Annotated in this window: 22 protein-coding genes; 13 read left to right on the top strand and 9 right to left on the bottom strand. The window is 57.8% G+C overall.

Going from position 1 to position 26,182, the window contains the following annotated elements:
• The first annotated feature begins 376 nt into the window (after positions 1-376).
• Positions 377-1,702, top strand: coding sequence for an isocitrate lyase (gene aceA, locus ACMXYJ_RS23125; RefSeq protein WP_033057066.1), 1,326 nt, complete (start codon positions 377-379; stop codon positions 1,700-1,702).
• Positions 1,703-1,885: 183 nt separating this feature from the next.
• Here aceA and leuS read toward each other — a convergent pair whose 3' ends face one another.
• The 9 genes from leuS to ACMXYJ_RS23170 all read right to left on the bottom strand — a co-directional run bounded on the left by leuS (position 1,886) and on the right by ACMXYJ_RS23170 (position 12,424).
• The gene (gene leuS, locus ACMXYJ_RS23130) at positions 1,886-4,477 is read right to left on the bottom strand and encodes a leucine--tRNA ligase (RefSeq protein WP_415757079.1); all 2,592 of its coding nucleotides are present in this window, start codon (positions 4,475-4,477) and stop codon (positions 1,886-1,888) included.
• An 83-nt stretch (positions 4,478-4,560) separates the two neighbouring features.
• A complete protein-coding gene (locus ACMXYJ_RS23135) occupies positions 4,561-5,820 on the bottom strand; it encodes an MFS transporter (RefSeq protein ID WP_415757080.1) in 1,260 nt (419 codons plus the stop codon).
• Positions 5,777-6,922 (bottom strand): pyridoxal phosphate-dependent aminotransferase, encoded by a 1,146-nt coding sequence (locus tag ACMXYJ_RS23140; RefSeq protein ID WP_415757081.1) that lies wholly within the window; start codon positions 6,920-6,922, stop codon positions 5,777-5,779. Before ACMXYJ_RS23140 ends, ACMXYJ_RS23135 begins: the two co-directional genes overlap by 44 nt.
• Positions 6,919-7,662, bottom strand: a complete 744-nt coding sequence (locus tag ACMXYJ_RS23145) for a class II aldolase/adducin family protein (protein ID WP_415757082.1) — start codon at positions 7,660-7,662, stop codon at positions 6,919-6,921. Before ACMXYJ_RS23145 ends, ACMXYJ_RS23140 begins: the two co-directional genes overlap by 4 nt.
• A complete protein-coding gene (locus ACMXYJ_RS23150) occupies positions 7,655-8,632 on the bottom strand; it encodes an NAD(P)-dependent oxidoreductase (RefSeq protein WP_415757083.1) in 978 nt (325 codons plus the stop codon). The genes ACMXYJ_RS23145 and ACMXYJ_RS23150 overlap by 8 nt, the downstream gene beginning before the upstream one ends.
• A gap of 62 nt (positions 8,633-8,694) precedes the next feature.
• The gene (locus ACMXYJ_RS23155; protein WP_415757084.1) at positions 8,695-9,744 is read right to left on the bottom strand and encodes an ornithine cyclodeaminase family protein; all 1,050 of its coding nucleotides are present in this window, start codon (positions 9,742-9,744) and stop codon (positions 8,695-8,697) included.
• A gap of 69 nt (positions 9,745-9,813) precedes the next feature.
• On the bottom strand, positions 9,814-10,338 hold the full coding sequence (locus tag ACMXYJ_RS23160; protein ID WP_415757085.1) for a MaoC family dehydratase: 525 nt from the start codon (positions 10,336-10,338) through the stop codon (positions 9,814-9,816).
• A gap of 10 nt (positions 10,339-10,348) precedes the next feature.
• The gene (locus ACMXYJ_RS23165) at positions 10,349-11,104 is read right to left on the bottom strand and encodes an HpcH/HpaI aldolase/citrate lyase family protein (RefSeq protein ID WP_415757086.1); all 756 of its coding nucleotides are present in this window, start codon (positions 11,102-11,104) and stop codon (positions 10,349-10,351) included.
• 81 nt (positions 11,105-11,185) lie between these two features.
• The gene (locus ACMXYJ_RS23170) at positions 11,186-12,424 is read right to left on the bottom strand and encodes an aminotransferase class I/II-fold pyridoxal phosphate-dependent enzyme (protein ID WP_415757087.1); all 1,239 of its coding nucleotides are present in this window, start codon (positions 12,422-12,424) and stop codon (positions 11,186-11,188) included.
• A 448-nt stretch (positions 12,425-12,872) separates the two neighbouring features.
• Here ACMXYJ_RS23170 and ACMXYJ_RS23175 point away from each other — a divergent pair, with 448 nt between their 5' ends.
• From ACMXYJ_RS23175 to nuoL, 12 genes are all read left to right on the top strand, one after another.
• Positions 12,873-13,634 (top strand): SDR family NAD(P)-dependent oxidoreductase, encoded by a 762-nt coding sequence (locus tag ACMXYJ_RS23175; RefSeq protein ID WP_415757088.1) that lies wholly within the window; start codon positions 12,873-12,875, stop codon positions 13,632-13,634.
• Positions 13,635-14,276: 642 nt separating this feature from the next.
• The gene (locus tag ACMXYJ_RS23180) at positions 14,277-14,690 is read left to right on the top strand and encodes an NADH-quinone oxidoreductase subunit A (protein WP_003223812.1); all 414 of its coding nucleotides are present in this window, start codon (positions 14,277-14,279) and stop codon (positions 14,688-14,690) included.
• A gap of 10 nt (positions 14,691-14,700) precedes the next feature.
• Entirely contained in the window at positions 14,701-15,375 is a 675-nt protein-coding gene (locus ACMXYJ_RS23185; protein ID WP_008146035.1) for a NuoB/complex I 20 kDa subunit family protein, read from the top strand.
• A 72-nt stretch (positions 15,376-15,447) separates the two neighbouring features.
• Positions 15,448-17,232 (top strand): NADH-quinone oxidoreductase subunit C/D, encoded by a 1,785-nt coding sequence (gene nuoC, locus ACMXYJ_RS23190; protein ID WP_415757089.1) that lies wholly within the window; start codon positions 15,448-15,450, stop codon positions 17,230-17,232.
• 2 nt (positions 17,233-17,234) lie between these two features.
• Positions 17,235-17,732, top strand: a complete 498-nt coding sequence (gene nuoE / locus ACMXYJ_RS23195; protein WP_008146039.1) for an NADH-quinone oxidoreductase subunit NuoE — start codon at positions 17,235-17,237, stop codon at positions 17,730-17,732.
• Positions 17,729-19,084 carry an NADH-quinone oxidoreductase subunit NuoF gene (gene nuoF / locus ACMXYJ_RS23200; RefSeq protein ID WP_017339604.1) on the top strand — a complete coding sequence of 452 codons (1,356 nt, stop codon included), beginning with the start codon at positions 17,729-17,731 and terminating at the stop codon, positions 19,082-19,084. The genes nuoE and nuoF overlap by 4 nt, the downstream gene beginning before the upstream one ends.
• 136 nt (positions 19,085-19,220) lie before the next feature.
• A complete protein-coding gene (nuoG, locus tag ACMXYJ_RS23205) occupies positions 19,221-21,935 on the top strand; it encodes an NADH-quinone oxidoreductase subunit NuoG (protein WP_415757090.1) in 2,715 nt (904 codons plus the stop codon).
• The gene (nuoH, locus tag ACMXYJ_RS23210; protein WP_150766757.1) at positions 21,932-22,939 is read left to right on the top strand and encodes an NADH-quinone oxidoreductase subunit NuoH; all 1,008 of its coding nucleotides are present in this window, start codon (positions 21,932-21,934) and stop codon (positions 22,937-22,939) included. The genes nuoG and nuoH overlap by 4 nt, the downstream gene beginning before the upstream one ends.
• A 12-nt stretch (positions 22,940-22,951) precedes the next feature.
• Positions 22,952-23,497, top strand: a complete 546-nt coding sequence (gene nuoI / locus ACMXYJ_RS23215; RefSeq protein ID WP_200889382.1) for an NADH-quinone oxidoreductase subunit NuoI — start codon at positions 22,952-22,954, stop codon at positions 23,495-23,497.
• A gap of 9 nt (positions 23,498-23,506) precedes the next feature.
• Entirely contained in the window at positions 23,507-24,010 is a 504-nt protein-coding gene (gene nuoJ / locus ACMXYJ_RS23220) for an NADH-quinone oxidoreductase subunit J (RefSeq protein WP_007905076.1), read from the top strand.
• A gap of 2 nt (positions 24,011-24,012) precedes the next feature.
• Complete coding sequence (gene nuoK, locus ACMXYJ_RS23225; RefSeq protein ID WP_010458852.1) at positions 24,013-24,321, top strand: NADH-quinone oxidoreductase subunit NuoK; 309 nt, start codon at positions 24,013-24,015, stop codon at positions 24,319-24,321.
• Complete coding sequence (gene nuoL / locus ACMXYJ_RS23230; protein ID WP_415757091.1) at positions 24,318-26,171, top strand: NADH-quinone oxidoreductase subunit L; 1,854 nt, start codon at positions 24,318-24,320, stop codon at positions 26,169-26,171. The genes nuoK and nuoL overlap by 4 nt, the downstream gene beginning before the upstream one ends.
• Positions 26,172-26,182 lie beyond the last annotated feature (11 nt).

Genomic DNA, 26,182 nt, shown 5'->3' on the forward strand with positions numbered 1-26,182 from the left:
GCCCTGGCAAGGGCCTTCGAGGCGCCGTTCGCACCTACCCCGCGAGCCGCTTCGTGTCTGTACCGCCCACAAGGTGTGTTTGACGAGGTTGCCGACTGGAACGAAGTTGTCCCGAGGGACGGAAGCGTAATTAGGTAACCCGGCTCCACACTGAAGTTCGTACCAAGGCCCACGACGCCCGAATGCGCTCGACAGTTCGCCCTTACCTGCTCACTTCCCCTCGAGCCCATCGTTCATCCCGTCGCCATCCCCGCCGAATCCGACTTGACCACCTAAGCTTCTGGTCAGCGAGCAGCCTTTTACGCATCTCTCATATTGCGTATTTGGCAGGAGCAGGAATTTTCCACCCCAGACCTATGCGACGAGGTTTATCTCCATGGCACTGACACGCGAACAGCAAATTGCAGCCCTCGAAAAAGATTGGGCTGAAAACCCACGCTGGAAAGGCGTGACACGCGCTTACTCCGCTGCTGACGTCGTCCGCCTGCGTGGCTCGGTTCAACCTGAGCACACCTTTGCAAAATTGGGCGCCGAGAAGCTTTGGAACCTGGTAACCCAGGGCGCCAAGCCGTCCTTCCGTCCTGATAAAGATTTCGTCAACTGCATGGGCGCCCTGACCGGCGGCCAGGCTGTACAACAAGTTAAAGCCGGTATCCAGGCAATCTACCTGTCGGGCTGGCAAGTCGCTGCGGACAACAACTCCGCCGAATCGATGTACCCGGACCAGTCGCTGTACCCGGTGGATTCGGTTCCAACCGTGGTCAAGCGCATCAACAACTCGTTCCGTCGTGCTGACCAGATCCAGTGGAAAGCCGGCAAAGGCCCGGGTGACGAAGGCTACATCGACTACTTCGCTCCAATCGTGGCTGACGCTGAAGCCGGTTTCGGCGGCGTGCTGAACGCTTACGAGCTGATGAAAAGCATGATCGAAGCAGGCGCCGCCGGCGTTCACTTCGAAGACCAACTGGCTTCCGTGAAAAAATGCGGCCACATGGGCGGCAAGGTACTGGTTCCTACCCAGGAAGCTGTACAGAAGCTGACCGCTGCTCGTCTGGCAGCTGACGTTGCCGGTACTCCGACCATCATTCTGGCTCGTACCGACGCTAACGCGGCTGACCTGCTGACTTCCGATTGCGACCCGTACGACCAGCCGTTCGTGACTGGCGAACGTACTCAGGAAGGTTTCTACAAAGTGCGCGCCGGTCTCGACCAGGCAATCGCTCGCGGCCTGGCTTACGCTCCGTACGCCGACCTGATCTGGTGCGAAACCGCCAAGCCGGATCTGGACGAGGCTCGTCGCTTCGCTGAAGCGATCAAAAAGGAATACCCGGACCAACTGCTGTCGTACAACTGCTCGCCTTCCTTCAACTGGAAGAAAAACCTGGACGACGCGACCATCGCCAAGTTCCAGCGCGAACTGTCCGCCATGGGTTACAAGCACCAGTTCATCACCCTGGCCGGCATTCACAACATGTGGCACAGCATGTTCAACCTGGCGCACGACTACGCCCGTAACGACATGACTGCCTACGTAAAGCTGCAAGAGCAAGAGTTCGCTGACGCTTCGAAGGGCTACACCTTCGTGGCTCACCAGCAGGAAGTGGGCACCGGCTACTTCGACGACATGACCACCGTGATTCAAGGTGGCTCGTCTTCGGTAACCGCGCTGACCGGTTCGACTGAAGAAGAACAGTTCCACTGATCTGCTTCACCTGAGCAAACGGCCGTTGCGGACCGAATAGAAAGCTAACCGCAACGCCGCATATCTGACGCCCCGACTGGTTCGGGGCGTTTTTTTTGCCTTTGATTTACCGGTCACCGCAAACAGTGGCCCTCCGGGGCAAAAAACATTGATCCACCCCGCAAGCGGTGTACGCGACCTGAATCAGAGAAGGAAGTTAACCAGACGGTTGGGGACCACAATCATCCTGCTCGCGCCTTCCAGATAGCTGCGCAGCAGTGGATCGGCCAATGCCTGGATCCGTATGGCATCGTGATCGGCATCAGACTTGATCACGATGGCCCCACGTAACTTGCCATTGACCTGAACCATCATTTTTACTTCGTCCAGCTTCAAGGCTTCACTATCTGGCACAGGCCACGAACTGTCGTAGATGTCACCTGAAAAACCCAGTTCCGCCCAGAGCGTCTGAGAGATGTGCGGCGTTACGGGATGCAGAACCTGCAACAGGATCGCCATGCCTTCGCGGGCCACCAGCGGGCCGGCAGCCCGGCCACCCTCAAGCACCTTGAGCATCTTCATCGCACCTGAAACGACCGTGTTGTATTGCAGCCGTTCGTAATCGTTGTTGATCTGCTGCAGTAAACGGTGCATCTCAAAGCGCACGCGACTGGATTCGGCAACGTCCTCCATCCGATCATCCCCACTATCCCGGGCATAATCGTCGTAGGCAAACGTCCATAACCGGCGCAGGAAGCGATAAGCGCCTTCCACCCCGCTGTCGCTCCAGATCGTGCTCTGGTCGGGAGGTCCCGCGAAAATGGTAAACAAACGGGCAGTGTCGGCGCCGAACTTGCTGATGATGTCCTTCGGCTCGACGACGTTGTTCTTCGATTTGGACATTTTTTCCACGCCACCAATGGCGACGGGCAAACCATCCTCAAGCGCCGTAGCCTTTACCGGGCGGCTTTTTTCATCGTACTCAACGGTCACCTCTGCGGGATAAAACCATCGTCGACCGCCGTCGTCCGCTTTCCGGTAATAACTTTCACGCAACAGCATGCCTTGGGTGAACAGGTTCTTGAACGGTTCGCTGAACGCCACCAACCCCTCATCACGCATCGCCCGGGTCCAGAATCTGGCGTAAAGCAAATGCAGCACCGCATGTTCGATACCGCCGATGTATTGATCGATGGGCAACCAGTATCGGCCGCCAGGCCCTGCCATCGCGGCATCACCGTCGGGATCGCAATAGCGCATGAAATACCAGCTTGAGTCGACAAACGTATCCATGGTGTCCGTTTCACGCAACGCCGCAGCTGCGCAGCGAGGGCAAGCTACGTGGCGAAATTCATCATGCGTCAGCAACGGGTTGGCGCGGCCGTCGGGGATGCAATCGGTGGGTAACACCACGGGCAGATCGGAATAAGGAACCGGGACTTCACCACATTGTTCGCAATGGATAATGGGGATTGGGGTTCCCCAGTAACGCTGCCGTGAAATACCCCAATCGCGCAGACGCCACGTGGTGGTTTCCTCACCCATTGCGCGCTCGACCAACGCAGCGACGATGGCCTGGGTGGCCTGTACGACTGTCAGCCCATCGTAGACGCCGGAGTTGATGAGATGGCCGTCCCGACGGGTATAGCTGTCCGACCAATCCCGGGGGGCGTATTCCTGATCGTCGGAGGCAATGACCTGGCGAACAGGCAACCCGTATTGATTGGCAAAGTCGAAATCACGCTCATCATGGGCAGGCACGGCCATCAGGGCCCCTTCACCATATTCGCTGAGCACGTAGTTGGTAATCCACAGGGCGACAGGCTCGCCGGTCAACGGGTGCTCGAGATGCAAGCCGCTGGGAACGCCAACCTTGGTTTGTACGCTAGAGGCAGGACCGGCATCTACCGCTTGACGACAGGCCCGCACGTGCGGCTCAAGACTCGGGTCAAGCTCCAGAGCACGCCTGGAAAGCGCATGGTCGGGAGAAACAGCACAAAAGGTCACCCCCATGAGCGTATCCACGCGCGTTGTGAACACCCACAGCTTGCCTGCATCGATCAACTGCTCCGACGCATCCCGGACCTGATGGGCAAATGCCAGACGAACGCCGTTAACCTTGCCGATCCAGTTGCGCTGCATGGTGCGAACCCTGTCGGGCCAACCATCCAGTGTGTCGATCGCTGACAGCAACTCTTCGGCATATTGAGTGATGCGCAGGTAATACCCCGGAATTTCCCGCTTCTCGACAACCGCCCCCGAGCGCCAGCCCCGACCGTCGATCACCTGCTCGTTAGCCAGAACCGTCTGGTCGACAGGATCCCAATTGACTATCTGGGTTTTCTTGTAGGCCACGCCCTTTTCTCGCAGCTTCAGGAAGAACCACTGATTCCACTTGTAGTACTGCGGATCACAGGTGGCCATTTCGCGCGACCAGTCGAATGCCAGTCCCAGGGGCTGCAGTTGAGCCTTCATGTCCGCAATGTTCAGGCGAGTCCACTGCGCGGGAGAAACACCCGACTGCATGGCCGCATTCTCTGCAGGTAAACCAAAAGCATCCCACCCCATCGGCATCAGCACGTTGAATCCCTTCATACGTAAATGACGAGCCAACATGTCGTTGATCGTATAGTTGCGTACGTGCCCCATATGCAACTTGCCCGATGGATAAGGAAGCATCGAGCAGGCATAAAACTTGGGCCGACTTTCATCTTCGACGGCTCTGAATACATCACCTTGAAGCCATTTGGCCTGCGCCGTACTTTCTACCCAGGCCGGATCATACTGCGCTCGCATAGCGGTTCCCTTGACATTGCGGGAGCTGAACGACAAATGTTTCGATCGGCTCACATTCCTTTAAAAGTTGCCGGTCGATTGCTTCAGCTCCTGTCCGGCGATGGAACACGGGGCGCTGCAGTCTTCCTGGCAGCAACCAAAAGAAAGCCGCCTCCGAACAGGATGCCCACCAGACCGTAGAGGCTCCAGCTCAGCTGGAAACCGATCCCGGTGATCAACGAGGCGCCCAGCCCTACGGAGACCATTCTCGCCCCGGCCAGCACGGTAGGAATAAGGGAAAACAGACTGGCCTGGGTTTGCAATGTGGTTTTCTGCGCAATCAACGCAGTGACGTAGGTGATGCCGAGAATCTCACCCAGCGTCCAGAAGAAAACAAACGACAGGATCAGAACGGTCTGCTCGAAAAAGGCATAGGCGCCAAATCCGATACCGTAAAAAACCGCCGCCAGGGACAGATTGGTGAGCGCGCCGAAACGCGATGTCAATGCAATCAGTGGTTGCGTCAACACAATCACCAGCAACGCATTGACGATACCCACCGCACCGAACAGGCCGGCAGCCTTCCCCGCCGTCACCCCATCAAGCCATAGAGGCAGCTGATATTCACGCTGCGCGTCCAGCACAGACAACGCAAAGAACATGGCGCCCGCAACGATCACGATCCTTGGCACATCGACCATCGCACCAATGGAAGCCTTTCCGGCTTCAATCACTGCGCCCTGGCGTTCCGGCAGCGCCAGAAAGACACTCGCTAAAAGGCACAGCACACTGGCGACCATCGCAAAAAGCATCAGATAGTGACTGTCGAGGCCGAGCAAGTACCCACCCATCACGAACAGCAGCGCTCCCCCCAGATTGCTGGCCAGGTGCAAATAGCCAAAAGAGGCGACGCGATTGCTTTCGTCCGCCGCCAAGGACGTGAGAATGCTGAATACCGGCGTGATCAGGCCCGCGCACAACATGAACAACAGCACCATCACAATGGATGCAATCGATGAGCTGAATACGGCAGCGAACAACAAAAACAACGATGAACAGGACGAGGTACAGATCAATAGTGCCCGGAAGGAACAACGACCGACCAGCGCCCCGCCCAACAGATTGCCCACCAGATAGAACGCCGACATCAGCGTGATCACCAACGCCACCGCCGAACTGTCGAGTCGGTAGTGACGCTGGAAAAACAAGGCCGCAAAAGGCCCCAGCGCATTTGCCATGACGAACAGCAACCGGAGAAGAACGATATTGCGCATCCCCGCCGCCAGATCGAACCTTTTGAGCAATCTCGTCACTTGAGGATCACCTCGATGCTCCGCAAGCGCGCAACGCTGGTCTTTCGTCAATCCGGCGCTCTATTTTCACATCGCTCAAGCAAGCCGCACTGCCGCTCCCACGCAATATTGCCATCAGGAATGTTTTGAGATCCGACGACGAAGGAACAGCCACACGCAGCATGTTGTGGAGCAGGCCGAAGCTGTGAGGGTACTGCGAACAGTTGCTGACGCGGATACTGGCCTGGGCGAAAGCGTTGGCCAGACGACCATCGTGCTCATCTTGCACCAGCAGAAAGTTCGTATCGCTCTCGTACACGACGATCGCGTTGGGCCGGCAGACTTCGATAATTTCACTCTTGATCTGCGCGAGATTGTCGTGCGCCTGCTGCAATGCCTCCTGATTCTGCAAGCAGAACAACCCGGCTTTTACGGCCACATGGTTTACATCCCAAGGGCCGCGCACCTTCATCAGTTCACGGATTGATTCCGGTCGCGTGACCACATACCCCAGGCGCAACCCGGCAAGGCCGAAGTACTTGGAGAACGAACGAATGACAAATAGCTGCCTGACCGCACTGAACGTATCCAGACATGATTGTTGCAGGTACTCAAAGTAGCATTCGTCAACGATCATCGGCTTGTCTTGCCTTACACAAGCCTCCATAAGAACGCTCAATTTTTCAGGATCGATGCGTACGCCCAGGGGATTGTTGGGGTTGCACAGGATCAGTCCCTGGCTGGTTTGCAACGATTCGAGTACAGCCTCGATGGGCAGCACGAATTTTTCGGATTGTTTCTCGAACCCCACGATCACCGGCACCACGCCATTGACGTCGAGCATCTGGTAATAGAAGGAAAAAACCGGAGAAGGAACAACTACCCGATCCCCAGGCGAAAACAGTAACCGTATCACCAGATCGATTGCCTGATCCGCCCCATTGGTCAGCAGCAAACTGTCGGTCGAAACCTTGCAGTACTTTGCCAGCTCACTAAGGAGCGGCTGATAATTGGGGTAGGCAAACAGATCCTGAGGCTTCAATTCGGTGGCAATGAACCCTGCCAGAAACTCATGTAAAAACTGGTTTTCATTCAGGTCCAGCAATACCGATGAAAGATCGCGCTCCGGCGCCTTCCATAATCCGGAACCCGAGATGTGATCGTGAAACTTCATTTGTGCATCTCTCCATAAATCACCTGTTCGCCAAGTTCATACATCTGCCTGACCTCTTCACCGCTGGCATACACCACTGCGTTCCCCGTGGCTGCCGACAGGTATTGGCTGGTAATCAACCGGCTGATTTCCGCAGTGAATGCCACGGCACGATGAAACGCCTCGGACAGGTCGCGGCCAAAACAGGTAATGCCATGACTGGGCATCACAATGCAGTTGGTGTCATTGGCGCAGCAGCCAATCGCACTGACATCCAGCTCGACATTCATACCCGCACCGAGAATGCACGGTGGCTTGCCCATGACCAGTGCCGTGTCGTTCGACACGTACTCCATCTCACGCCACTGCATGACGGCGAAAAAGGAAATGACATCATTGGGATGAAGATGCACCGTGGCATTGACATCAGCACGGCAGCGCATGATTTCCCGGTGCATCTGGTGCCCCAGGCTGGGTCTGATACAACCGTACAAAAGCTCATCGGATTGCATATCCAACACAGACAGATGTTCAAGACCGCATTCTTCCAGGGAGATGCCGCGGTGTTTGGTGTAGATCACGTCGCGCTGCCAGTACGAGCAGTGACTGCGTACAGCGACATTGCCCAGTGTATTGACCAGAAGTTGTCGCGCCGCCAGGCGCTGACCGTATTGAACAATGCTGTTGCCGATCGCCACGTCGAACCAGGCCGGCAACCCGGCTCGGGAAGATTCAAGTCCCGCCAGTTTCAATTCAGGCATATCCCTTTGCCTCCCCCGATACGCAATCGGGATTAACCACTGTTTTGACTATTTCCCCCTGTAGCAGACCCAGCATCGTTTCCAGGGCATTGGCCTTCAATTGGGCCAGAGAACGCCCGCTGTAAAACGCGGCATGCGGCGTCAATAACACACGCTCATGTTCGATCAGGGCCTGGGGAGGTGCCGGCTCCTCCTGCACGACATCCAGCAGAGCCATGGACACGACCCCGGCCTGCAAGGCCCGGAGCAGAGCATCGGTATCGACGATGCCTCCTCGCGCGGTATTGACCAGGGTCGCACCGTGCTTCATCCGTGAAAATCTCGCATCGTTCATTAAATGCACGGTGTCCGGGGTGAGAGGCAGATGCAGAGAGATGACATCTGCCGTATCGAGCAGCGAATCCAGCGTGGCACCCTGAGCAATACCTTCGATACAGCGCTCGACCCCGGGATCGTAAAAGCAGATCCGGTAACCCAAGGCTGCCGCTTTGCGCGCCAACGCTCGCCCTGTCGCGCCATAGCCAATCACCCCCAGAACCGTGTCTGCACAGGCTTTCACCTCGCCGGTATGGGCTCGCCAGCTCCAGCCGCCCTGCCGAGTGTGCCTGGCGTAGTCGAAAAGCTTGCGTTGGGCGAAGAGGATCAACGCCATGGCGTGCTCCGCAACTTCCTCCGCCCCCACAGCGCCGATGTTGGAGCAAACAATGCCTTTCGCGCTCAACGCCTCGACATCCACATCATCGAGGCCGATGGTTGCCTTAACCAACGCGCGGCAACGGTGCATCCTGGCAACCAGCGGCGCATCGATGACCACCGAATGAAAGGCGATGATCCCGTCGGCCCGGGCCAATTGCTCATCCGAAGGTCGCGATGTCACCTCCAGGCTATAGTGCCGATGCTCCGAACCCGGGGCATACTCCCCTGGCTCGACATAATTCACCCTCTGCGAATCGATCATCAGAATATTCATGGGCACCTCTTCCTTCCCTAGTCAGTAGCACTGCCGATTCAAAATTTCGCGCCTGGCGACTCTCAGGCGTTGAGGTAGTCGCACTGTTTGCCGATGCGCCCAGCCCTGGCCGCGTCATACAGGCAGGCAGCGACCACCATGTCCTGGCTGGCATGTCCGACGCTGCGGAAGTAACTCAGCCCCTGTTTCCGGGTTACCGGCGAAGGCTGCTCGACAGCCAAGGCGCTGATCTCGCGGATATCCTTGCGATCAATCACCGACAACGCCAACGCCTGAGCAATTTCGCCCGACTCGCGGCATGCGGCGTCCAAATGATCGACATGAACCTGAGCATTGCCCAGCAACCGGGGATCGACCTCGCACGCCTGCAGCGTACTGCCGCCGATGGCATTGATATGGGCATCGGGTTTGAGCTGATGCGCCCCAATCAAAGGCAGCGGACTGTCATGGGAGGTTGTCGTGCAGACAATGTCCGCGTCAGCCAACGCATCCTCCATACGCTCGACAGCCTCGATCGGCTGCGAAAGCTCAATGGACAAACGTTCGGCCAAAGCAACACTGCGGGCCAGACAACGGGAAAATATCCTGATCCGCCCAAGATCCCTGATAGCTGCCATCGCCTTGATATGTGCCGCGGCCTGAGCCCCAGCCCCCATCACCGCCAGATTGAGCCGCACTCGCAGGCAGAGCTTGTCCGTCGCCAGCGCACTCATGGCGCTGGTGCGAATCGCCGTCAGGGTTGCACTGTCGAGCATCGCCAATAACCTTCCGCTTTCGATATCGATCAGCAAGACCGCGCCATTGACCGCCGAGAGCCCGCGCACAACGTTGCCGGGATGAAACGAAGAGACTTTGATGCCCAGCGTCTGGCTTGCGGGCAAGAAGGCCGGCATGAACAAAGAAAATGCTTTTTGTCGCTCGTGAGTGATGATCGAGCGCTGGGGAACCACGGGGGCCGCGAGTGAAAAGGCTCGGTGGGCTTTTTCGAGTGCGCGAACAAGCCTTGGCAACTCGACACAACGCCCGATATCTTCGCGATTAAGAAGCAGCATGGCTTTTCCTTTTCCATCAAAGCATTTCGAAGGTACCGGCCATCCTCGGGCCGGCAGCACTCATGCTTGAGTGCCTCCAGTCACCGGCATTGCAATCCCGGTGGCTGAAACACTACTGAAGCCAGACGTCTAGCCGACGGGGTAGTCCTGGGAATGACCCTGCTTTGGAACCAGAAAGGTGCGCAGGTAAGTGATCACGGGAGTGGCATCCTGCTTACGACCAATGACCCTGATGGTGACGATGCCTTGGCCCGGACGCGACCGGGATTCACGCTTGGAGACAACCTCGCTCTCGGCGTACAAGGTGTCGCCGACATAGACCGGATTGGGCAGGCGTATTTCGTCCCAGCCCAGGTTGGCGATCGCCCGGGCGCTCATTGTCGCTACCGTCATGCCGCTGATGATCGACAATGTCACCGAACTGTTGACCAGCAACTTTTCGAACTCGGTGCGCTGTACATAAGCAACATCGATATGTGCCGGATGGTTGTTCATGTTCATCAGTGACTGCCAAATGTTATCCAGCTCAGTCACAGTACGGCCGGGGCGGTGCTCGAACACATCCCCCACCACAAACTCCTCGTAATGCAGCCCATAAGACTCACGGTAGCGGTTAGCACCGATCCGTTCGTGGGCGAGAATCATCGGTTCCATGGCGTTCTCCTCAAAGACCCAGTTCCCGGGCGCGCTGGATGAGTTTGCGGGCTTGCTTCACGAATGGCGGCCCCACCATTAGATTCTTCAACCGGGTGATTTTTTCACCACTGCTTTGCGCAGCCTGCACAACGGCCAGGGCATGTTCGTACTCAGCGATGGAAGGGGTAAACACCTCATTGATGATGGGGATCTGCCTTGGGTGAATGGAGGTCTTGCCACTGAATCCCAACTCACGGGTGTCCTGGCATTCCTTCAGTAGCCCTGCTTCGTCATCGAGATTGAAGTAAGCGGTGTCGAACGCGGGAATACCCGCTGCGCTGGCGGCCGCGACGATGCTCCCACGCGCATGCAGGATGTTGCTCCACCCACCAATCTGCACACCCAGGCTGGCCGCATAGTCGGCGGAACCAAAGATCAGTCCGTCGGCGCTGGATGCAATGGCGTAAATATCCCGAAGACAGGCCGGTGTTTCGACGGTGACCAGGATTTTCGGACTTTCTCCATGACGACTTAAATTGGCGCGCACTACCTCTATCTCGGCCGCCGCTTCGGTCATTGCCAGGACGATGAACTCGGGTCGCTGTTCAATTGATTGCAACAGCAGCAGATCGAGCAACCCTTGATTATCACGCAAAGGATTGATTCGCAGTGCCGTACGCTGTGCAACATGGGATCGATAGAACTGCTCGACACACAACCGGGCTTCAGCTTTCCTGGGGAGCGGAACACCGTCCTCCAGATCAATCACCATGACATCCGTCATGGCACTCTTGGCATATTGCTCAGGGTGCAAGGCAGAGCAATACAATAAACTTCTTGGTGTCGGATTAGTCATAGCAACCTCTCAACGCTGTACAGGTTTCAGGTTCAAGCGGGCCTCTTCGACCTCAGCCCTGACAGCGGAACAAAAACTCCGGACATCTTCTTGCGACATATCGGCACGCAACATCACGCGTAGACCGGATTTATTCCTGGCCACAATGGGAAAGAACACGGCTGAGGTGTAATACCCTCGTTTGAAGACACCCTCGGAAACGCTAATCGCCATATCCGGACTGTCCAATGGAATAACCCGAATCGGTAGACCCGATCCCGCGTGTTCCGTCTCGAACAAACTGTCGAACAGACGAATATTGGAACCGAGTTTCTCCTGCAGATCACCAAGCTCACTGGTCTTATGAATATCCAGGGAAGCCATGGCCGCACCTATAGCGGCGGGATTTATATATTGAGAATAGGACATTGGCCCGCCAAAGCGACGGAAAACACTTTGATAGCTGGCCTTCTCCGACATGAATATACCGCCACCATTGGCACCGAATGCCTTGGCCAATGAATAAACCAGTAGGGTTCGAGGATTGAGTTCAGGCATGAAAGTACGAATATAGCCCTCACCCCGCTCGCCATAGGCACTTAATGAATGTGAGTCATCGAAATAGAGAAACAGCCCATACTTATCCTGCAACGCCAACAACCGCTCAATAGGCGCACTTCCCCCCATGCTGTATGCACCGTCAGCAACATATGCGACCAAAGGATGGCGCTTGCACATATCCTCAATAAAATCGACATCGTTGTGATTGCACGTGAAAACCTGCGTTTCATCACCACAGATGGCCTTGACCTGATTCAGTGCAAAATGGGCATGTTTATCAAAGATCAAAACGGGGCGCTGCCCCTCGGTAAACATGCCAGCTGCCAGGAGGGGCAAAGACGCAACGATGCCCGCACTGCAGGAAGTCGCGGTAAACGCTCGACAACTGAAATGCGCGGACAAGGCGTCTTCAAGCTCGTCGAGCTCTTTCAATCTTATTCTGATGCGCGAGGTGGGCAGATTTACAGTACCGCTACTCAGCACATAATCGGCGGCACGGCGCGCCAGACGCTCATCGACCTCAAGCCCCAAATATGAACAAGAGCACATATTCATGAATAGATGGCCATTCTGGTCCTGCATACGCCCCTGCGAAGTATGTTTGACACTCAAATCGGTCAACCCCGAGTTTTGCGCCAGCGCCCAGGACGGATTACCAATTTCGACGACCCCGGCGGTATTAATATACTTATTTCGTTGCTCTGACATACACGACCTCTATATAAGCCTATATAACAAGAACACTTACAAGCTGGCACTCATGGCTACTTCACGACAACGCCGCGCACCAATAAATAAAACAAACACCCCATGCAACACACCTATCTAGCTAGCCATAGAGCTTACCTAACAACAGCTCACCATCAATGTCACAATTACAGTATTTACGCGCACTCAAGAAAATCCCTTCATCAGTTAATGAATGGTCTGTAGGAATACTCTTAAAAATCACATCCATCTGCCCTATCACATTAGCCGACCTTTCCCGCCCCCCCGTAAAACAACCCACGTCGCTTCGCAACACAAAGAAACAAACATAGGTTCTATTATTGGATTTCACGCTAGCGAAAGTTGGCGAGCGGTCTATGTTCAAGCATTGCCTCGCATTCAACTTTCAATTGTATGCCCTGCAATCTGGTATCACGGAGAACCACTCATGAATGGAAGACTAAGAGGTAAACGAGCGCTTATAACAGGCGCATCGTCAGGTATTGGAAGGGCGATAGCCGAAGCCTTCATTGCCGAGGGCGCCGATGTTTTCATTACCGCGCTCACCGATGAAGTTGCGGCTCGTGAAGTCATTGAGTTAGCCGAGCACCTGGGCCAGCACGCCAGTTTCACCCTCATGGATGCCGCGAGCATTCGCATCGAGACACTCTTTGAGGAAGCGCACGCTACCATCGGCCCCATAGATATACTCGTAAATAATCCCGCGTTTATCACCCGCACTCCATTTCTGGAACTGGGCGGCGACGAGTACGAACAAACCCTGGCAGTCAATCTCCGCTTTCCTTTTTTTGCGACTCAACGCTTCGCAAAAGGCTGTATCGCTCGCCGTCAGGGCGGCAGTGTCATTAACATTTCATCCGTCAGCGCTTTCAAGGCCGTCAGCCGAATGTCGGCTTATCAGGCAAGCAAAGCGGCGCTCTCGATGCTTACACGAAGCTGCGCGGTGGAACTGGCCCCCCATGGCATCAGAGTCAACACGATTTCACCCGGACTGACCGCGACCAGTGGCAACGCCAACCAATGGCGGGACGCGCCGGAGATTTGGCAGAACAGAAAAAAGGAGATTCCCATGCAGCGTGCCGGAATTCCTTCAGATATGGCAGGCGCGGCCATCCTTTTGGCATCTGACGAGTCATCCTGGATGACCGGTGCTGATCTGGTCATCGATGGGGGTCACAGCTGCGTTTGAACCCCGGAGGTCGGCCGGCCATTGCGGACCGACCAAAAAGCTGACCGCAACGTCGCACATCTGACGCCCAGACTGGTTCGGGGTGTTTTTTTTTGCCTGCGATCTACAAACACCGCAAATCTCCTGTGGGAGCGAGCTTGCTCGCGATGACGTCAGCACATCCAAGATGGGTGCTGACTGAAAAAACCGCTATCGCGAGCAAGCTCGCTCCCACAGTGGTCGGTGGCGGCTCAGGGTAAAAAAACCTTGATCCTGAGCATTTTCTCGATCAGGAAAAGAAGGTAAAACGACTCCACTCGCTACTTGCAGTAACGCGCATGTAAGGCAACTTCCCGGCCACCTACCCGTTAAGCAGTTTAAAAACCACCGCAAACAATATTGATTATCATTTAGACGCGACTATGTTCGTTACATTCCCAACAAAACAATATTGATGAAATCCCGGCTAATGCCCTAACCGCATGGGCTGCGGAGCTTTGGAGGTGCGCTATGTCCTTATTCCTGTAAATAATTTCGCTATAGGAATTTTACTTGCACGGTGTTGTGCCATAAAATCAGCGGGATTGATTGCTGCGACATATCGTCACTGCTTTGTTTCTTTTCAAGCTCAGAGACCTTTGCTCTCTGTTAAGGATTACCAGCATGCCCGAAGCGACAGGACTCATGGCCCACAACTGGGGCTTTGCCATTTTCCTTCTGGGCGTCGTCGGCCTTTGTGCCTTCATGCTCGGCGTCTCCAGCCTCCTCGGGTCAAAAGCCTGGGGCCGCAGCAAAAACGAACCGTTCGAATCCGGCATGCTGCCTACAGGTGGCGCCCGTCTGCGGCTCTCTGCAAAATTCTATCTGGTCGCGATGCTCTTCGTGATCTTCGATATCGAAGCCCTTTTTCTCTTTGCCTGGTCTGTGTCCGTCCGCGAAAGCGGCTGGACCGGATTCGTCGAAGCTCTCGTTTTCATAGCAATTCTGTTGGCAGGCCTTGTCTACCTATTCCGAGTGGGCGCCCTTGACTGGGCTCCGGAAGCTCGTCGTAAGCGGCAAGCGAAGCTGAAACAATGAGGCTTTGGCAATGCAATACAATCTCACCAGGATCGACCCCGATGCTCCTAACGAGCAGTATCCGATTGGCGAACGGGAAACCGTTTCCGATCCGTTAGAAGATCAAGTTCACAAAAACATTTTCATGGGCAAGCTCGAAGACGTGCTTAACGGCACGATCAACTGGGGGCGCAAGAACTCCCTGTGGCCGTACAACTTCGGCCTTTCGTGCTGCTACGTGGAAATGACCACCGCCTTCACGGCGCCCCACGACATCGCGCGCTTTGGCGCCGAGGTTATCCGGGCATCGCCGCGTCAGGCGGACTTCATGGTTATCGCCGGTACCTGCTTCATCAAGATGGCGCCGATCATTCAGCGTCTCTACGAGCAAATGCTCGAACCTAAATGGGTTATCTCCATGGGTTCGTGCGCCAACTCCGGTGGCATGTACGACATCTACTCAGTCGTTCAAGGGGTGGACAAGTTCCTGCCTGTGGACGTCTACGTGCCTGGCTGCCCGCCCCGCCCTGAAGCTTTTCTGCAAGGCTTGATGCTCTTGCAAGAGTCGATTGGACAGGAGCGTCGCCCACTTTCCTGGGTCGTCGGCGATCAAGGCGTGTACCGCGCCGAGATGCCTTCGCAAAAGGAACAGCGCCGCGAACAGCGAATCGCAGTCACCAACCTGCGCAGCCCCGACGAAGTCTGATCCAGACCTGCTTCTTTTATAGAACGAGAACCTGGCTTCATTCTTTACGTTGACCGAAAGCGATAAATAACCATGACTACAGGCAGTGCTCTGTACATCCCGCCTTATAAGGCAGACGACCAGGATGTGGTCGTCGAACTGAACAACCGTTTTGGCCCCGAGGCGTTCACCGCCCAGCCTACCCGCACCGGCATGCCGGTGCTTTGGGTTGCCCGCGCCAAACTCGTCGAAGTCCTGACCTTCCTGCGCAACCTGCCCAAGCCGTACGTCATGCTCTATGACCTGCACGGCGTGGACGAGCGTCTGCGCACCAAGCGTCAAGGGCTGCCTAGCGGCGTCGACTTCACTGTGTTCTATCACTTGATGTCGATCGAACGTAATAGTGACGTAATGATCAAGGTCGCCTTGTCCGAGAGCGACCTCAGCGTGCCGACCGTGACCGGCATCTGGCCGAACGCCAACTGGTACGAGCGTGAAGTGTGGGACATGTACGGCATCAACTTTGCCGGTCACCCGCACCTGACCCGCATCATGATGCCGCCGACCTGGGAAGGTCACCCGCTGCGCAAGGACTTCCCGGCCCGTGCCACCGAGTTCGACCCGTTCAGCCTGACCCTGGCCAAGCAACAGCTTGAGGAAGAAGCCGCGCGCTTCAAGCCTGAAGACTGGGGCATGAAGCGTTCCGGTGCGAACGAGGACTACATGTTCCTCAACCTCGGTCCTAACCACCCTTCCGCGCACGGTGCGTTCCGCATCATTCTGCAGCTGGACGGTGAAGAGATCGTCGATTGCGTACCGGACGTCGGTTACCACCACCGTGGTGCCGAGAAGATGGCCGAGCGTCAGTCCTGGCACAGCTTCATTCCGTACACCGACCGTATCGACTACCTCGGCGGCGTGATGAACAACCTGCCGTACGTGCTCTCGGTCGAGAAGCTGGCCGGTATCAAGGTGCCCGAGAAGGTCGACATCATCCGCATCATGATGGCCGAGTTCTTCCGGATCACCAGCCACCTGCTGTTCCTGGGGACTTACATCCAGGACGTCGGCGCCATGACCCCGGTGTTCTTCACGTTCACCGACCGTCAGAAGGCGTACACGGTGATCGAAGCCATTACCGGCTTCCGTCTGCACCCGGCCTGGTACCGCATCGGTGGCGTCGCTCACGACCTGCCGCGCGGCTGGGAAAAACTGGTCAAAGACTTCATCGAGTGGATGCCAAAGCGTCTGGACGAATACCAGAAAGCCGCACTGGACAACAGCATCCTGCGTGGCCGGACCATCGGCGTCGCCGCCTACAACACCAAAGAAGCCCTGGAATGGGGCGTCACCGGTTCCGGCCTGCGTTCGACCGGTTGCGATTTCGACCTGCGTAAAGCTCGCCCGTACTCCGGTTACGAGAACTTCGAATTCGAAGTGCCGCTGGCGGCCAATGGCGATGCCTACGACCGTTGCATCGTGCGTGTCGAAGAAATGCGCCAGAGCCTGAAGATCATCGAGCAGTGCATGCGCAACATGCCGGAAGGCCCGTACAAGGCGGATCACCCGCTGACCACGCCGCCACCGAAAGAGCGCACCCTGCAACACATCGAGACCTTGATCACGCACTTCCTGCAAGTTTCGTGGGGCCCGGTCATGCCGGCCAACGAATCCTTCCAGATGATCGAAGCGACCAAGGGCATCAACAGTTATTACCTGACGAGCGATGGCGGCACCATGAGCTACCGCACCCGGATTCGCACCCCAAGCTTCCCGCACCTGCAGCAGATCCCTTCGGTGATCAAAGGCAGCATGGTCGCGGACTTGATCGCGTACCTGGGTAGTATCGATTTCGTTATGGCCGACGTGGACCGCTAAGCATGAACAGCACGCTTATCCAGACAGACCGTTTCGCCCTGAGCGAAACCGAGCGCTCGGCCATCGAGCACGAGCTGCATCACTACGAAGACCCGCGCGCGGCGTCGATCGAAGCCCTGAAGATCGTCCAGAAGGAACGTGGCTGGGTGCCTGATGGCGCGCTCTACGCCATCGGCGAGATCCTCGGCATCCCGGCGAGCGACGTTGAAGGGGTGGCTACTTTCTATAGCCAGATCTTCCGTCAGCCGGTCGGCCGTCACATCATTCGCGTCTGCGACAGCATGGTCTGCTACATCGGTGGCCATGAATCGGTCGTCAGCGAAATCCAGAGCAATCTGGGCATCGGCCTGGGTCAGACCACCGCCGACGGTCGTTTCACCCTGCTGCCGGTCTGCTGCCTCGGCAACTGCGACAAGGCGCCGGCGTTGATGATCGACGACGACACATTCGGTGATGTGCAGCCTGCCGGCGTTGCCAAATTGCTCGAGGGCTACGTATGACCCTGACTTCCTTCGGTCCAGCCAACCGCATCAAGCGTTCGGCCGAGACTCACCCGCTAACCTGGCGTCTGCGTGACGACGGCGAAGCCGTATGGCTCGACGAGTACCAGGCCAAGAACGGTTACGCGGCTGCGCGCAAGGCTTTCGCCGACATGGCTCAGGACGACATCGTCCAGACCGTGAAAGACGCGGGCCTTAAAGGTCGCGGCGGTGCAGGCTTCCCCACGGGTGTCAAGTGGGGCCTGATGCCCAAAGACGAATCCATCAATATCCGCTACCTGCTGTGCAACGCGGACGAGATGGAACCGAACACCTGGAAAGACCGCATGCTGATGGAGCAACTGCCCCATCTGCTGATCGAAGGCATGCTGATCAGTGCTCGCGCGCTGAAAACCTACCGTGGCTACATCTTCCTGCGTGGCGAATACACCACCGCCGCCAAGCACCTGAACCGTGCCGTGGAAGAAGCCAAGGCAGCGGGCCTTTTGGGTAAAAACATCCTGGGCAGCGGCTTCGATTTCGAGCTGTTCGTCCACACCGGCGCCGGGCGTTACATCTGCGGTGAAGAAACCGCACTGATCAACTCCCTCGAAGGTCGCCGCGCCAACCCGCGCTCCAAGCCACCCTTCCCTGCCGCCGTTGGCGTGTGGGGCAAGCCGACTTGCGTGAACAACGTTGAAACCCTGTGCAACGTGCCGGCGATCATTGCCGACGGCGTGGACTGGTACAAATCGTTGGCCCGCGAAGGCAGTGAAGACATGGGCACCAAGCTCATGGGCTTCTCCGGCAAGGTCAAGAACCCGGGCCTGTGGGAATTGCCGTTCGGCGTCACCGGTCGCGAGTTGTTCGAAGACTACGCCGGCGGCATGCGCGACGGTTACAAGCTCAAGTGCTGGCAGCCAGGCGGCGCCGGTACCGGTTTCCTGTTGCCGGAACACCTGGACGCACAAATGTACGCCGGCGGCATCGCCAAAGTGGGCACCCGTATGGGTACCGGCCTGGCCATGGCGGTGGACGACAGCGTCAACATGGTTTCCCTGCTGCGCAACATGGAAGAGTTCTTCTCCCGCGAATCCTGCGGCTTCTGCACCCCGTGCCGTGACGGTTTGCCGTGGAGCGTCAAGCTTCTGCGCGCGATCGAGAACGGTGAAGGGCAAGCCGGCGATATCGAGACCCTGCTGGGTCTGGTCGGTTTCCTCGGCCCAGGCAAGACCTTCTGTGCTCACGCACCGGGCGCCGTGGAGCCGTTGGGCAGCGCAATCAAATACTTCCGCCATGAGTTCGAAGCCGGCATCGCGCCTACCAGCGCCGTCGTCCCGCCTCTGGCAAGGCCGATCGTAGTCGGCGCGTAAACGCTTAAAAAAGCGAAGGGTCCGTGCCCGCAGCTTTTCGTGTGATGACGCCGCAAGCGGCTGTGTTGATTCACGCGAATAACAAGATTCCATTAGCCACGCCCGCTGACACCGGGCCAACGAAGAACTTTGAACCATGGCCACTATCCACGTAGACGGCAAAGAGCTCGAAGTCGATGGGGCAGACAACCTGTTACAGGCATGTCTGTCGCTAGGCCTCGATATCCCTTATTTCTGCTGGCACCCAGCCCTAGGCAGCGTTGGCGCTTGCCGCCAGTGCGCGGTCAAGCAGTACACCGACGAAAACGACAAGCGTGGTCGGATCGTCATGTCCTGCATGACCCCCGCCACCGACGGCAGCTGGATCTCCATCGACGACGAAGAAGCGAAAGTGTTTCGCGCCAGCGTCGTTGAATGGCTGATGACCAACCACCCTCACGACTGCCCGGTCTGTGAAGAAGGCGGTCACTGCCACCTGCAAGACATGACGGTGATGACCGGCCACAACGAGCGCCGTTATCGCTTCACCAAGCGTACTCACCAGAACCAGCAACTGGGCCCGTTCATTTCCCACGAAATGAACCGCTGCATCGCTTGCTACCGTTGCGTGCGCTTCTATAAGGACTACGCCGGCGGCACCGATCTCGGTGTATTCGGCGCCCACGACAACGTGTACTTCGGTCGCGTTGAAGACGGCACCCTGGAAAGCGAGTTCTCCGGCAACCTCACCGAGGTCTGCCCGACCGGTGTGTTCACCGACAAGACTCACTCCGAGCGCTACAACCGTAAGTGGGACATGCAGTTCTCGCCGAGCATCTGCCATGGCTGCTCCAGCGGTTGCAACATCTCCCCGGGCGAGCGCTACGGTGAACTGCGTCGTATCGAAAACCGTTTCAACGGTTCGGTAAACCAGTACTTCCTGTGCGACCGTGGCCGTTTCGGCTATGGCTACGTCAACCGCAAGGATCGCCCGCGTCAGGCATTGCTGGCCAACGGCGCCAAGCTGACCCTCGACGAAGCGCTGGATAAAGCCGCCGATCTGCTGCGCGGTCGCAACATCGTCGGTATCGGTTCGCCGCGCGCCAGCCTCGAAAGCAACTACGCGTTGCGCGAACTGGTCGGCGCCGAGCACTTCTACTCCGGTATCGAAGCTGCCGAGCTGGAACGCATTCGTCTGGTGATGCAGGTGCTGAAAGACAGCCCGCTGCCGATCCCGAACATGCGCGACATCGAAGACCACGATGCGATCTTCGTCCTCGGTGAAGACCTGACCCAGACCGCTGCGCGCATGGCCCTGTCCCTGCGTCAATCGGTCAAAGGCAAAGCCGAAGACATGGCCGACGCCATGCGCGTTCAGCCTTGGCTCGACGCCGCCGTGAAGAACATCGGTCAGAACGCTCTGAACCCGCTGTTTATCGCCAGCCTGGCTGAAACCAAGCTCGACGACATCGCTGAAGAATGCGTACACGCTGCGCCAGACGACCTGGCCCGCATCGGTTTCGCCGTGGCTCACGCCCTCGACGCCAGCGCGCCTGCCGTTGAAGGCCTGGACGCTGAAGCTCTTGAGCTGGCCAAGCGCATTGCCGACGCCCTCCTCGCCGCCAAGCGTCCGCTGATCATTGCCGGTACCTCGTTGGGTTCCAAGGCGCTGATCGAAGCCGCGGCAAACATCGCCAAAGCCCTGAAGCTGCGCGAGAAGAACGGTTCCATCAGCCTGATCGTGCCAGAGGCCAACAGCCTCGGCCTGGCCATGCTCGGTGGCGACTCGGTCGATGCCGCGCTGCAAGCCGTGATCGACGGTAAAGCTGACGCCATCGTCGTGCTGGAAAACGATCTGTACACCCGTACCGACAAAGCCCGTGTCGATGCAGCCCTGAACGCCGCGAAAGTGGTGATCGTGGCGGACCATCAGAAGACTGCCACCAGCGATCGCGCGCACCTGGTTCTGCCAGCCGCCAGCTTCGCTGAAGGCGACGGTACGCTGGTCAGTCAGGAAGGTCGCGCCCAGCGCTTCTTCCAGGTCTTCGACCCGACTTACCTCGACGCAAGCATCATGGTTCACGAAGGCTGGCGCTGGCTGCATGCCCTGCGCGCCACCCTGTTGAATCAGCCGATCGACTGGACCCAACTGGACCACGTCACCGCTGCCTGTGCCGCAAGCACTCCGCAACTGGCCGGCATTGTCAGCGCCGCACCGTCTGCCGCGTTCCGCATCAAAGGCCTGAAACTGGCTCGCGAACCGCTGCGTTACTCCGGTCGTACCGCCATGCGCGCCGACATCAGCGTGCACGAACCGCGTACTTCCCAGGACAACGACACCGCGTTCTCGTTCTCCATGGAAGGTTACTCGGGCTCGGTCGAACCGCGTCAGCAAGTGCCATTCGCCTGGTCTCCGGGCTGGAACTCGCCGCAAGCCTGGAACAAGTTCCAGGACGAAGTCGGTGGTCACATCCGCGCTGGCGACCCGGGCACCCGCCTGATTGAAAGCACCGGTGACTCGCTGAACTGGTTCGCCAGTGTTCCGCGTGCGTTCAACCCGGCTCCGGGCACCTGGCAGGTTGTGCCGTTCTTCCACCTGTTCGGCAGCGAAGAGAACTCTTCCAAAGCCGCGCCGGTTCAGGAACGCATCCCGGCCGCTTACGTGTCGCTGGCCAAATCCGAAGCCGACCGTCTGGGTGTCAATGACGGCGCCCTGCTGAGCTTGAGCGTTGCTGGCCAGACCCTGCGTCTGCCGCTGCGCATCAACGAAGAGCTGGGTGCCGGTCTGGTCGCATTGCCGGCTGGTATCGCCGGCATTCCGCCAGCGATCTTTGGCAAATCCGTTGACGGTCTGCAGGAGGCAGCTCAATGACCTGGTTCACGCCTGAAGTGATTGACGTGATCATCTCGGTCCTCAAGGCCATCGTGATTCTGCTCGCCGTCGTGGTGTGCGGCGCGCTGCTGAGCTGGGTCGAGCGTCGTCTGCTCGCCCTCTGGCAGGACCGTTACGGTCCGAACCGCGTCGGCCCGTTCGGCGCGTTCCAGATTGCGGCCGACATGATCAAGATGTTCTTCAAGGAAGACTGGACCCCGCCGTTCGCCGACAAAGTGATCTTCACCTTGGCACCGGTTGTGGCCATGAGCGCCTTGCTGATTGCCTTCGCGATCATCCCGATCACCCCGACCTGGGGTGTGGCGGACATCAACATCGGCATCCTGTTCTTCTTCGCCATGGCCGGTCTGTCGGTCTACGCGGTGCTGTTCGCCGGCTGGTCGAGTAACAACAAGTTCGCCCTGTTGGGCAGCTTGCGGGCCTCGGCACAAACCGTGTCGTACGAAGTGTTCATGGGCCTGTCGCTGATGGGCATCGTGATCCAGGTTGGCTCGTTCAACATGCGCGACATCGTTGAATACCAGGCGCAGAACCTGTGGTTCGTCATCCCGCAGATCTTCGGTTTCCTGACCTTCTTCATTGCCGGCGTCGCCGTGACTCACCGTCACCCGTTCGACCAGCCGGAAGCGGAGCAGGAACTGGCCGACGGTTACCACATTGAATACGCCGGCATGAAATGGGGCATGTTCTTCGTCGGCGAGTACATCGGCATCGTGTTGATTTCGGCGTTGCTGGTGACCTTGTTCTTCGGTGGCTGGCACGGTCCGTTCGGCATTCTGCCGCAGATCCCGTTCATCTGGTTCGCACTGAAAACCGCGTTCTTCATCATGTTCTTCATCCTGCTGCGCGCCTCGATTCCGCGCCCACGGTATGACCAAGTGATGGATTTCAGCTGGAAGTTCTGCCTGCCGCTGACCCTCGTCAACATGCTGGTGACCGCTGCGATCGTGTTGCTCAACACGCCCGCCGTCGCGGCTCAGTGAGGATAGAGAATCATGAAGTACATATTTGACATCGTGCATGGCTTCTTCACCCAGCTTCGCAGCCTGGTGATGATTTTTGGCCACGCCTTCCGCAAGCGCGACACGCTGCAATACCCGGAAGAGGCGGTGTACCTGCCGCCGCGCTTCCGTGGCCGTATCGTGCTGACCCGCGACCCCGACGGCGAAGAGCGTTGCGTAGCCTGCAACCTGTGCGCCGTGGCGTGCCCGGTCGGTTGCATCTCGCTGCAGAAAGCTGAAACCGATGACGGTCGCTGGTACCCGGAGTTTTTCCGTATCAACTTCTCGCGCTGCATTTTCTGCGGCCTCTGCGAGGAAGCCTGCCCGACCACCGCGATCCAGCTGACACCGGATTTCGAGATGGCCGAGTTCAAACGTCAGGACCTGGTGTACGAGAAAGAAGATCTGTTGATCTCCGGCCCCGGCAAAAACCCTGATTACAACTTCTATCGTGTTGCAGGTATGGCGATTGCCGGTAAGCCAAAAGGCTCCGCGCAGAATGAAGCCGAACCGATCAACGTGAAGAGCTTGCTGCCTTAAGGAAGAAAGATGGAATTCGCTTTCTATTTCGCATCGGGTATCGCTGTTGTGTCCACGCTTCGCGTGATCACCAACACCAACCCTGTGCACGCCCTGCTCTACCTGATCATTTCGCTGATTGCCGTGGCGATGACGTTTTTCGCCCTCGGCGCGCCGTTCGCCGGTGTGCTGGAAGTGATCGCCTACGCTGGCGCCATCATGGTGCTGTTCGTGTTCGTGGTGATGATGCTGAACCTGGGGCCCGCCTCGGTTCAGCAAGAGCGCGTCTGGCTCAAGCCCGGCATCTGGCTCGGCCCGGTCGCACTCGGCACCCTGCTGCTGGTTGAACTGCTGTATGTGCTGTTCAGCGACGCCAGCGGTCAGGCCATCGGCCACACCACCGTAGACGCCAAGGCCGTGGGCATCAGCCTGTTCGGTCCTTATCTGCTGGTGGTCGAACTCGCCTCGATGCTGCTGCTTGCCGCAGCCGTCACGGCGTTCCACCTGGGCCGCAACGAAGCCAAGGAGCAATGACGATGCCTGCTATCCCTCTGGAGCATGGTCTGGCGGTCGCCGGCATCCTGTTCTGCCTCGGTCTGGTCGGCCTGATGGTCCGGCGCAACATTCTTTTCGTGCTGATGAGCCTGGAGATCATGATGAATGCCTCCGCTTTGGCGTTCATCGTTGCCGGTAGCCGCTGGGGTCAGCCGGATGGACAGATCATGTTCATCCTGGTGATCAGCCTGGCAGCCGCCGAGGCCAGTATTGGCCTGGCGATTCTGTTGCAGCTGTATCGCCGCTTCCACACTCTCGATATCGACGCTGCCAGCGAGATGCGCGGATGAATCTTCTCTATCTGACTTTCGTATTCCCTCTCATAGGTTTCCTGCTGCTGGCGTTCTCACGCGGCCGTTTTTCGGAAAACCTGTCGGCGCTGATTGGCGTCGGTTCCATCGGCTTGTCTGCCATCGTCACGGCTTATGTGATCTGGCAATTCAACGTCGCGCCACCTGAAGGCGGTCACTACACCATGGTGTTGTGGCAGTGGATGGCGGTGGAAGGCTTTACGCCTAACTTCGCGCTGTACCTGGATGGTCTGTCCCTGACCATGCTCGGTGTGGTGGTCGGCGTCGGCTTCCTGATCCACCTGTTCGCGTCCTGGTACATGCGCGGTGAAGCCGGCTACTCGCGCTTCTTCGCCTACACCAACCTGTTTATCGCCAGCATGCTGTTCCTGGTCCTGGGCGATAACCTGTTGTTCCTGTACTTCGGCTGGGAAGGCGTGGGCCTGTGCTCGTACCTGTTGATCGGTTTCTACTACAGCAACCGCAACAACGGTAACGCGGCACTCAAAGCCTTTATCGTGACCCGTATCGGCGACGTGTTCATGGCCATCGGCCTGTTCATCCTGTTCGCGCAACTGGGCACGCTGAACATCCAGGAACTGCTGGTGCTGGCGCCACAGAAATTCCAGGCTGGCGACTTCTGGATGGTCATGGCCACCCTGATGCTGCTGGGTGGCGCTGTCGGTAAATCCGCGCAACTGCCGCTGCAAACCTGGCTGGCGGACGCGATGGCCGGTCCTACTCCGGTTTCGGCACTGATCCACGCCGCAACCATGGTGACCGCCGGTGTCTACCTGATCGCCCGTACTCACGGCCTGTTTTCCCTGGCGCCGGATATCCTGCACCTGGTTGGCGTTGTCGGCGGTGTGACCCTGGTACTCGCCGGTTTTGCCGCACTGGTTCAGACCGACATCAAACGTATCCTCGCCTACTCGACCATGAGCCAGATCGGCTACATGTTCCTGGCCCTGGGCGTTGGCGCATGGGATGGCGCGATCTTCCACCTGATGACCCACGCCTTCTTCAAGGCTCTGCTGTTCCTTGCATCCGGTGCGGTGATCGTTGCCTGCCACCACGAGCAGAACATCTTCAAGATGGGCGGCCTGTGGAAGAAACTGCCACTGGCCTACGCCAGCTTCATCGTCGGCGGCGCGGCATTGTCTGCCCTGCCACTGGTCACCGCAGGCTTCTACTCCAAGGACGAGATCCTTTGGGAAGCGTTCGCCAGCGGCAACCACGGTCTGCTGTATGCAGGTCTGGTCGGTGCGTTCATGACTTCGCTGTACACCTTCCGCCTGATCTTCATCGCGTTCCACGGTGAAGTGAAGACCGAAGCGCACGCCGGTCACGGCATCGCTCACTGGCTGCCACTGTCGGTGTTGATCGTATTGTCTACCGCCATTGGCGCGATGATCGTTCCACCGCTGCACGGCGTGCTGCCGGAAAGCGTCGGCCATGCCGGCGGCGAAGCCAAGCACAGTCTGGAAATCGCGTCGGGCGCCATCGCCCTGGCCGGTATCCTGCTGGCCGCGCTGCTGTTCCTCGGCAAGCGTCGTTTCGTCACTGCAATCGCCAACAGCGGCATCGGCCGCTTCCTTTCGGCCTGGTGGTTCGCTGCCTGGGGCTTCGACTGGATCTACGACAAACTGTTCGTCAAGCCATACCTTGCGATCAGCCACGCACTGCGCAAAGACCCGCTCGACCAGACCATCGGTCTGATCCCGCGTATGGCCAAAGGCGGTCACACCGCCCTGAGCCGTACCGAAACCGGTCAACTGCGTTGGTACGCGGCATCGATGGCAGCCGGCTCCGTGCTGGTCATCGGCGCCATCGTGCTGGTAGCGGTCTGATATGAACCTTG

Origin of the sequence: Pseudomonas arabinosi (assembly GCF_047758675.1) — a bacterium.
In the GTDB taxonomy this organism is placed as follows: domain Bacteria; phylum Pseudomonadota; class Gammaproteobacteria; order Pseudomonadales; family Pseudomonadaceae; genus Aquipseudomonas; species Aquipseudomonas arabinosi.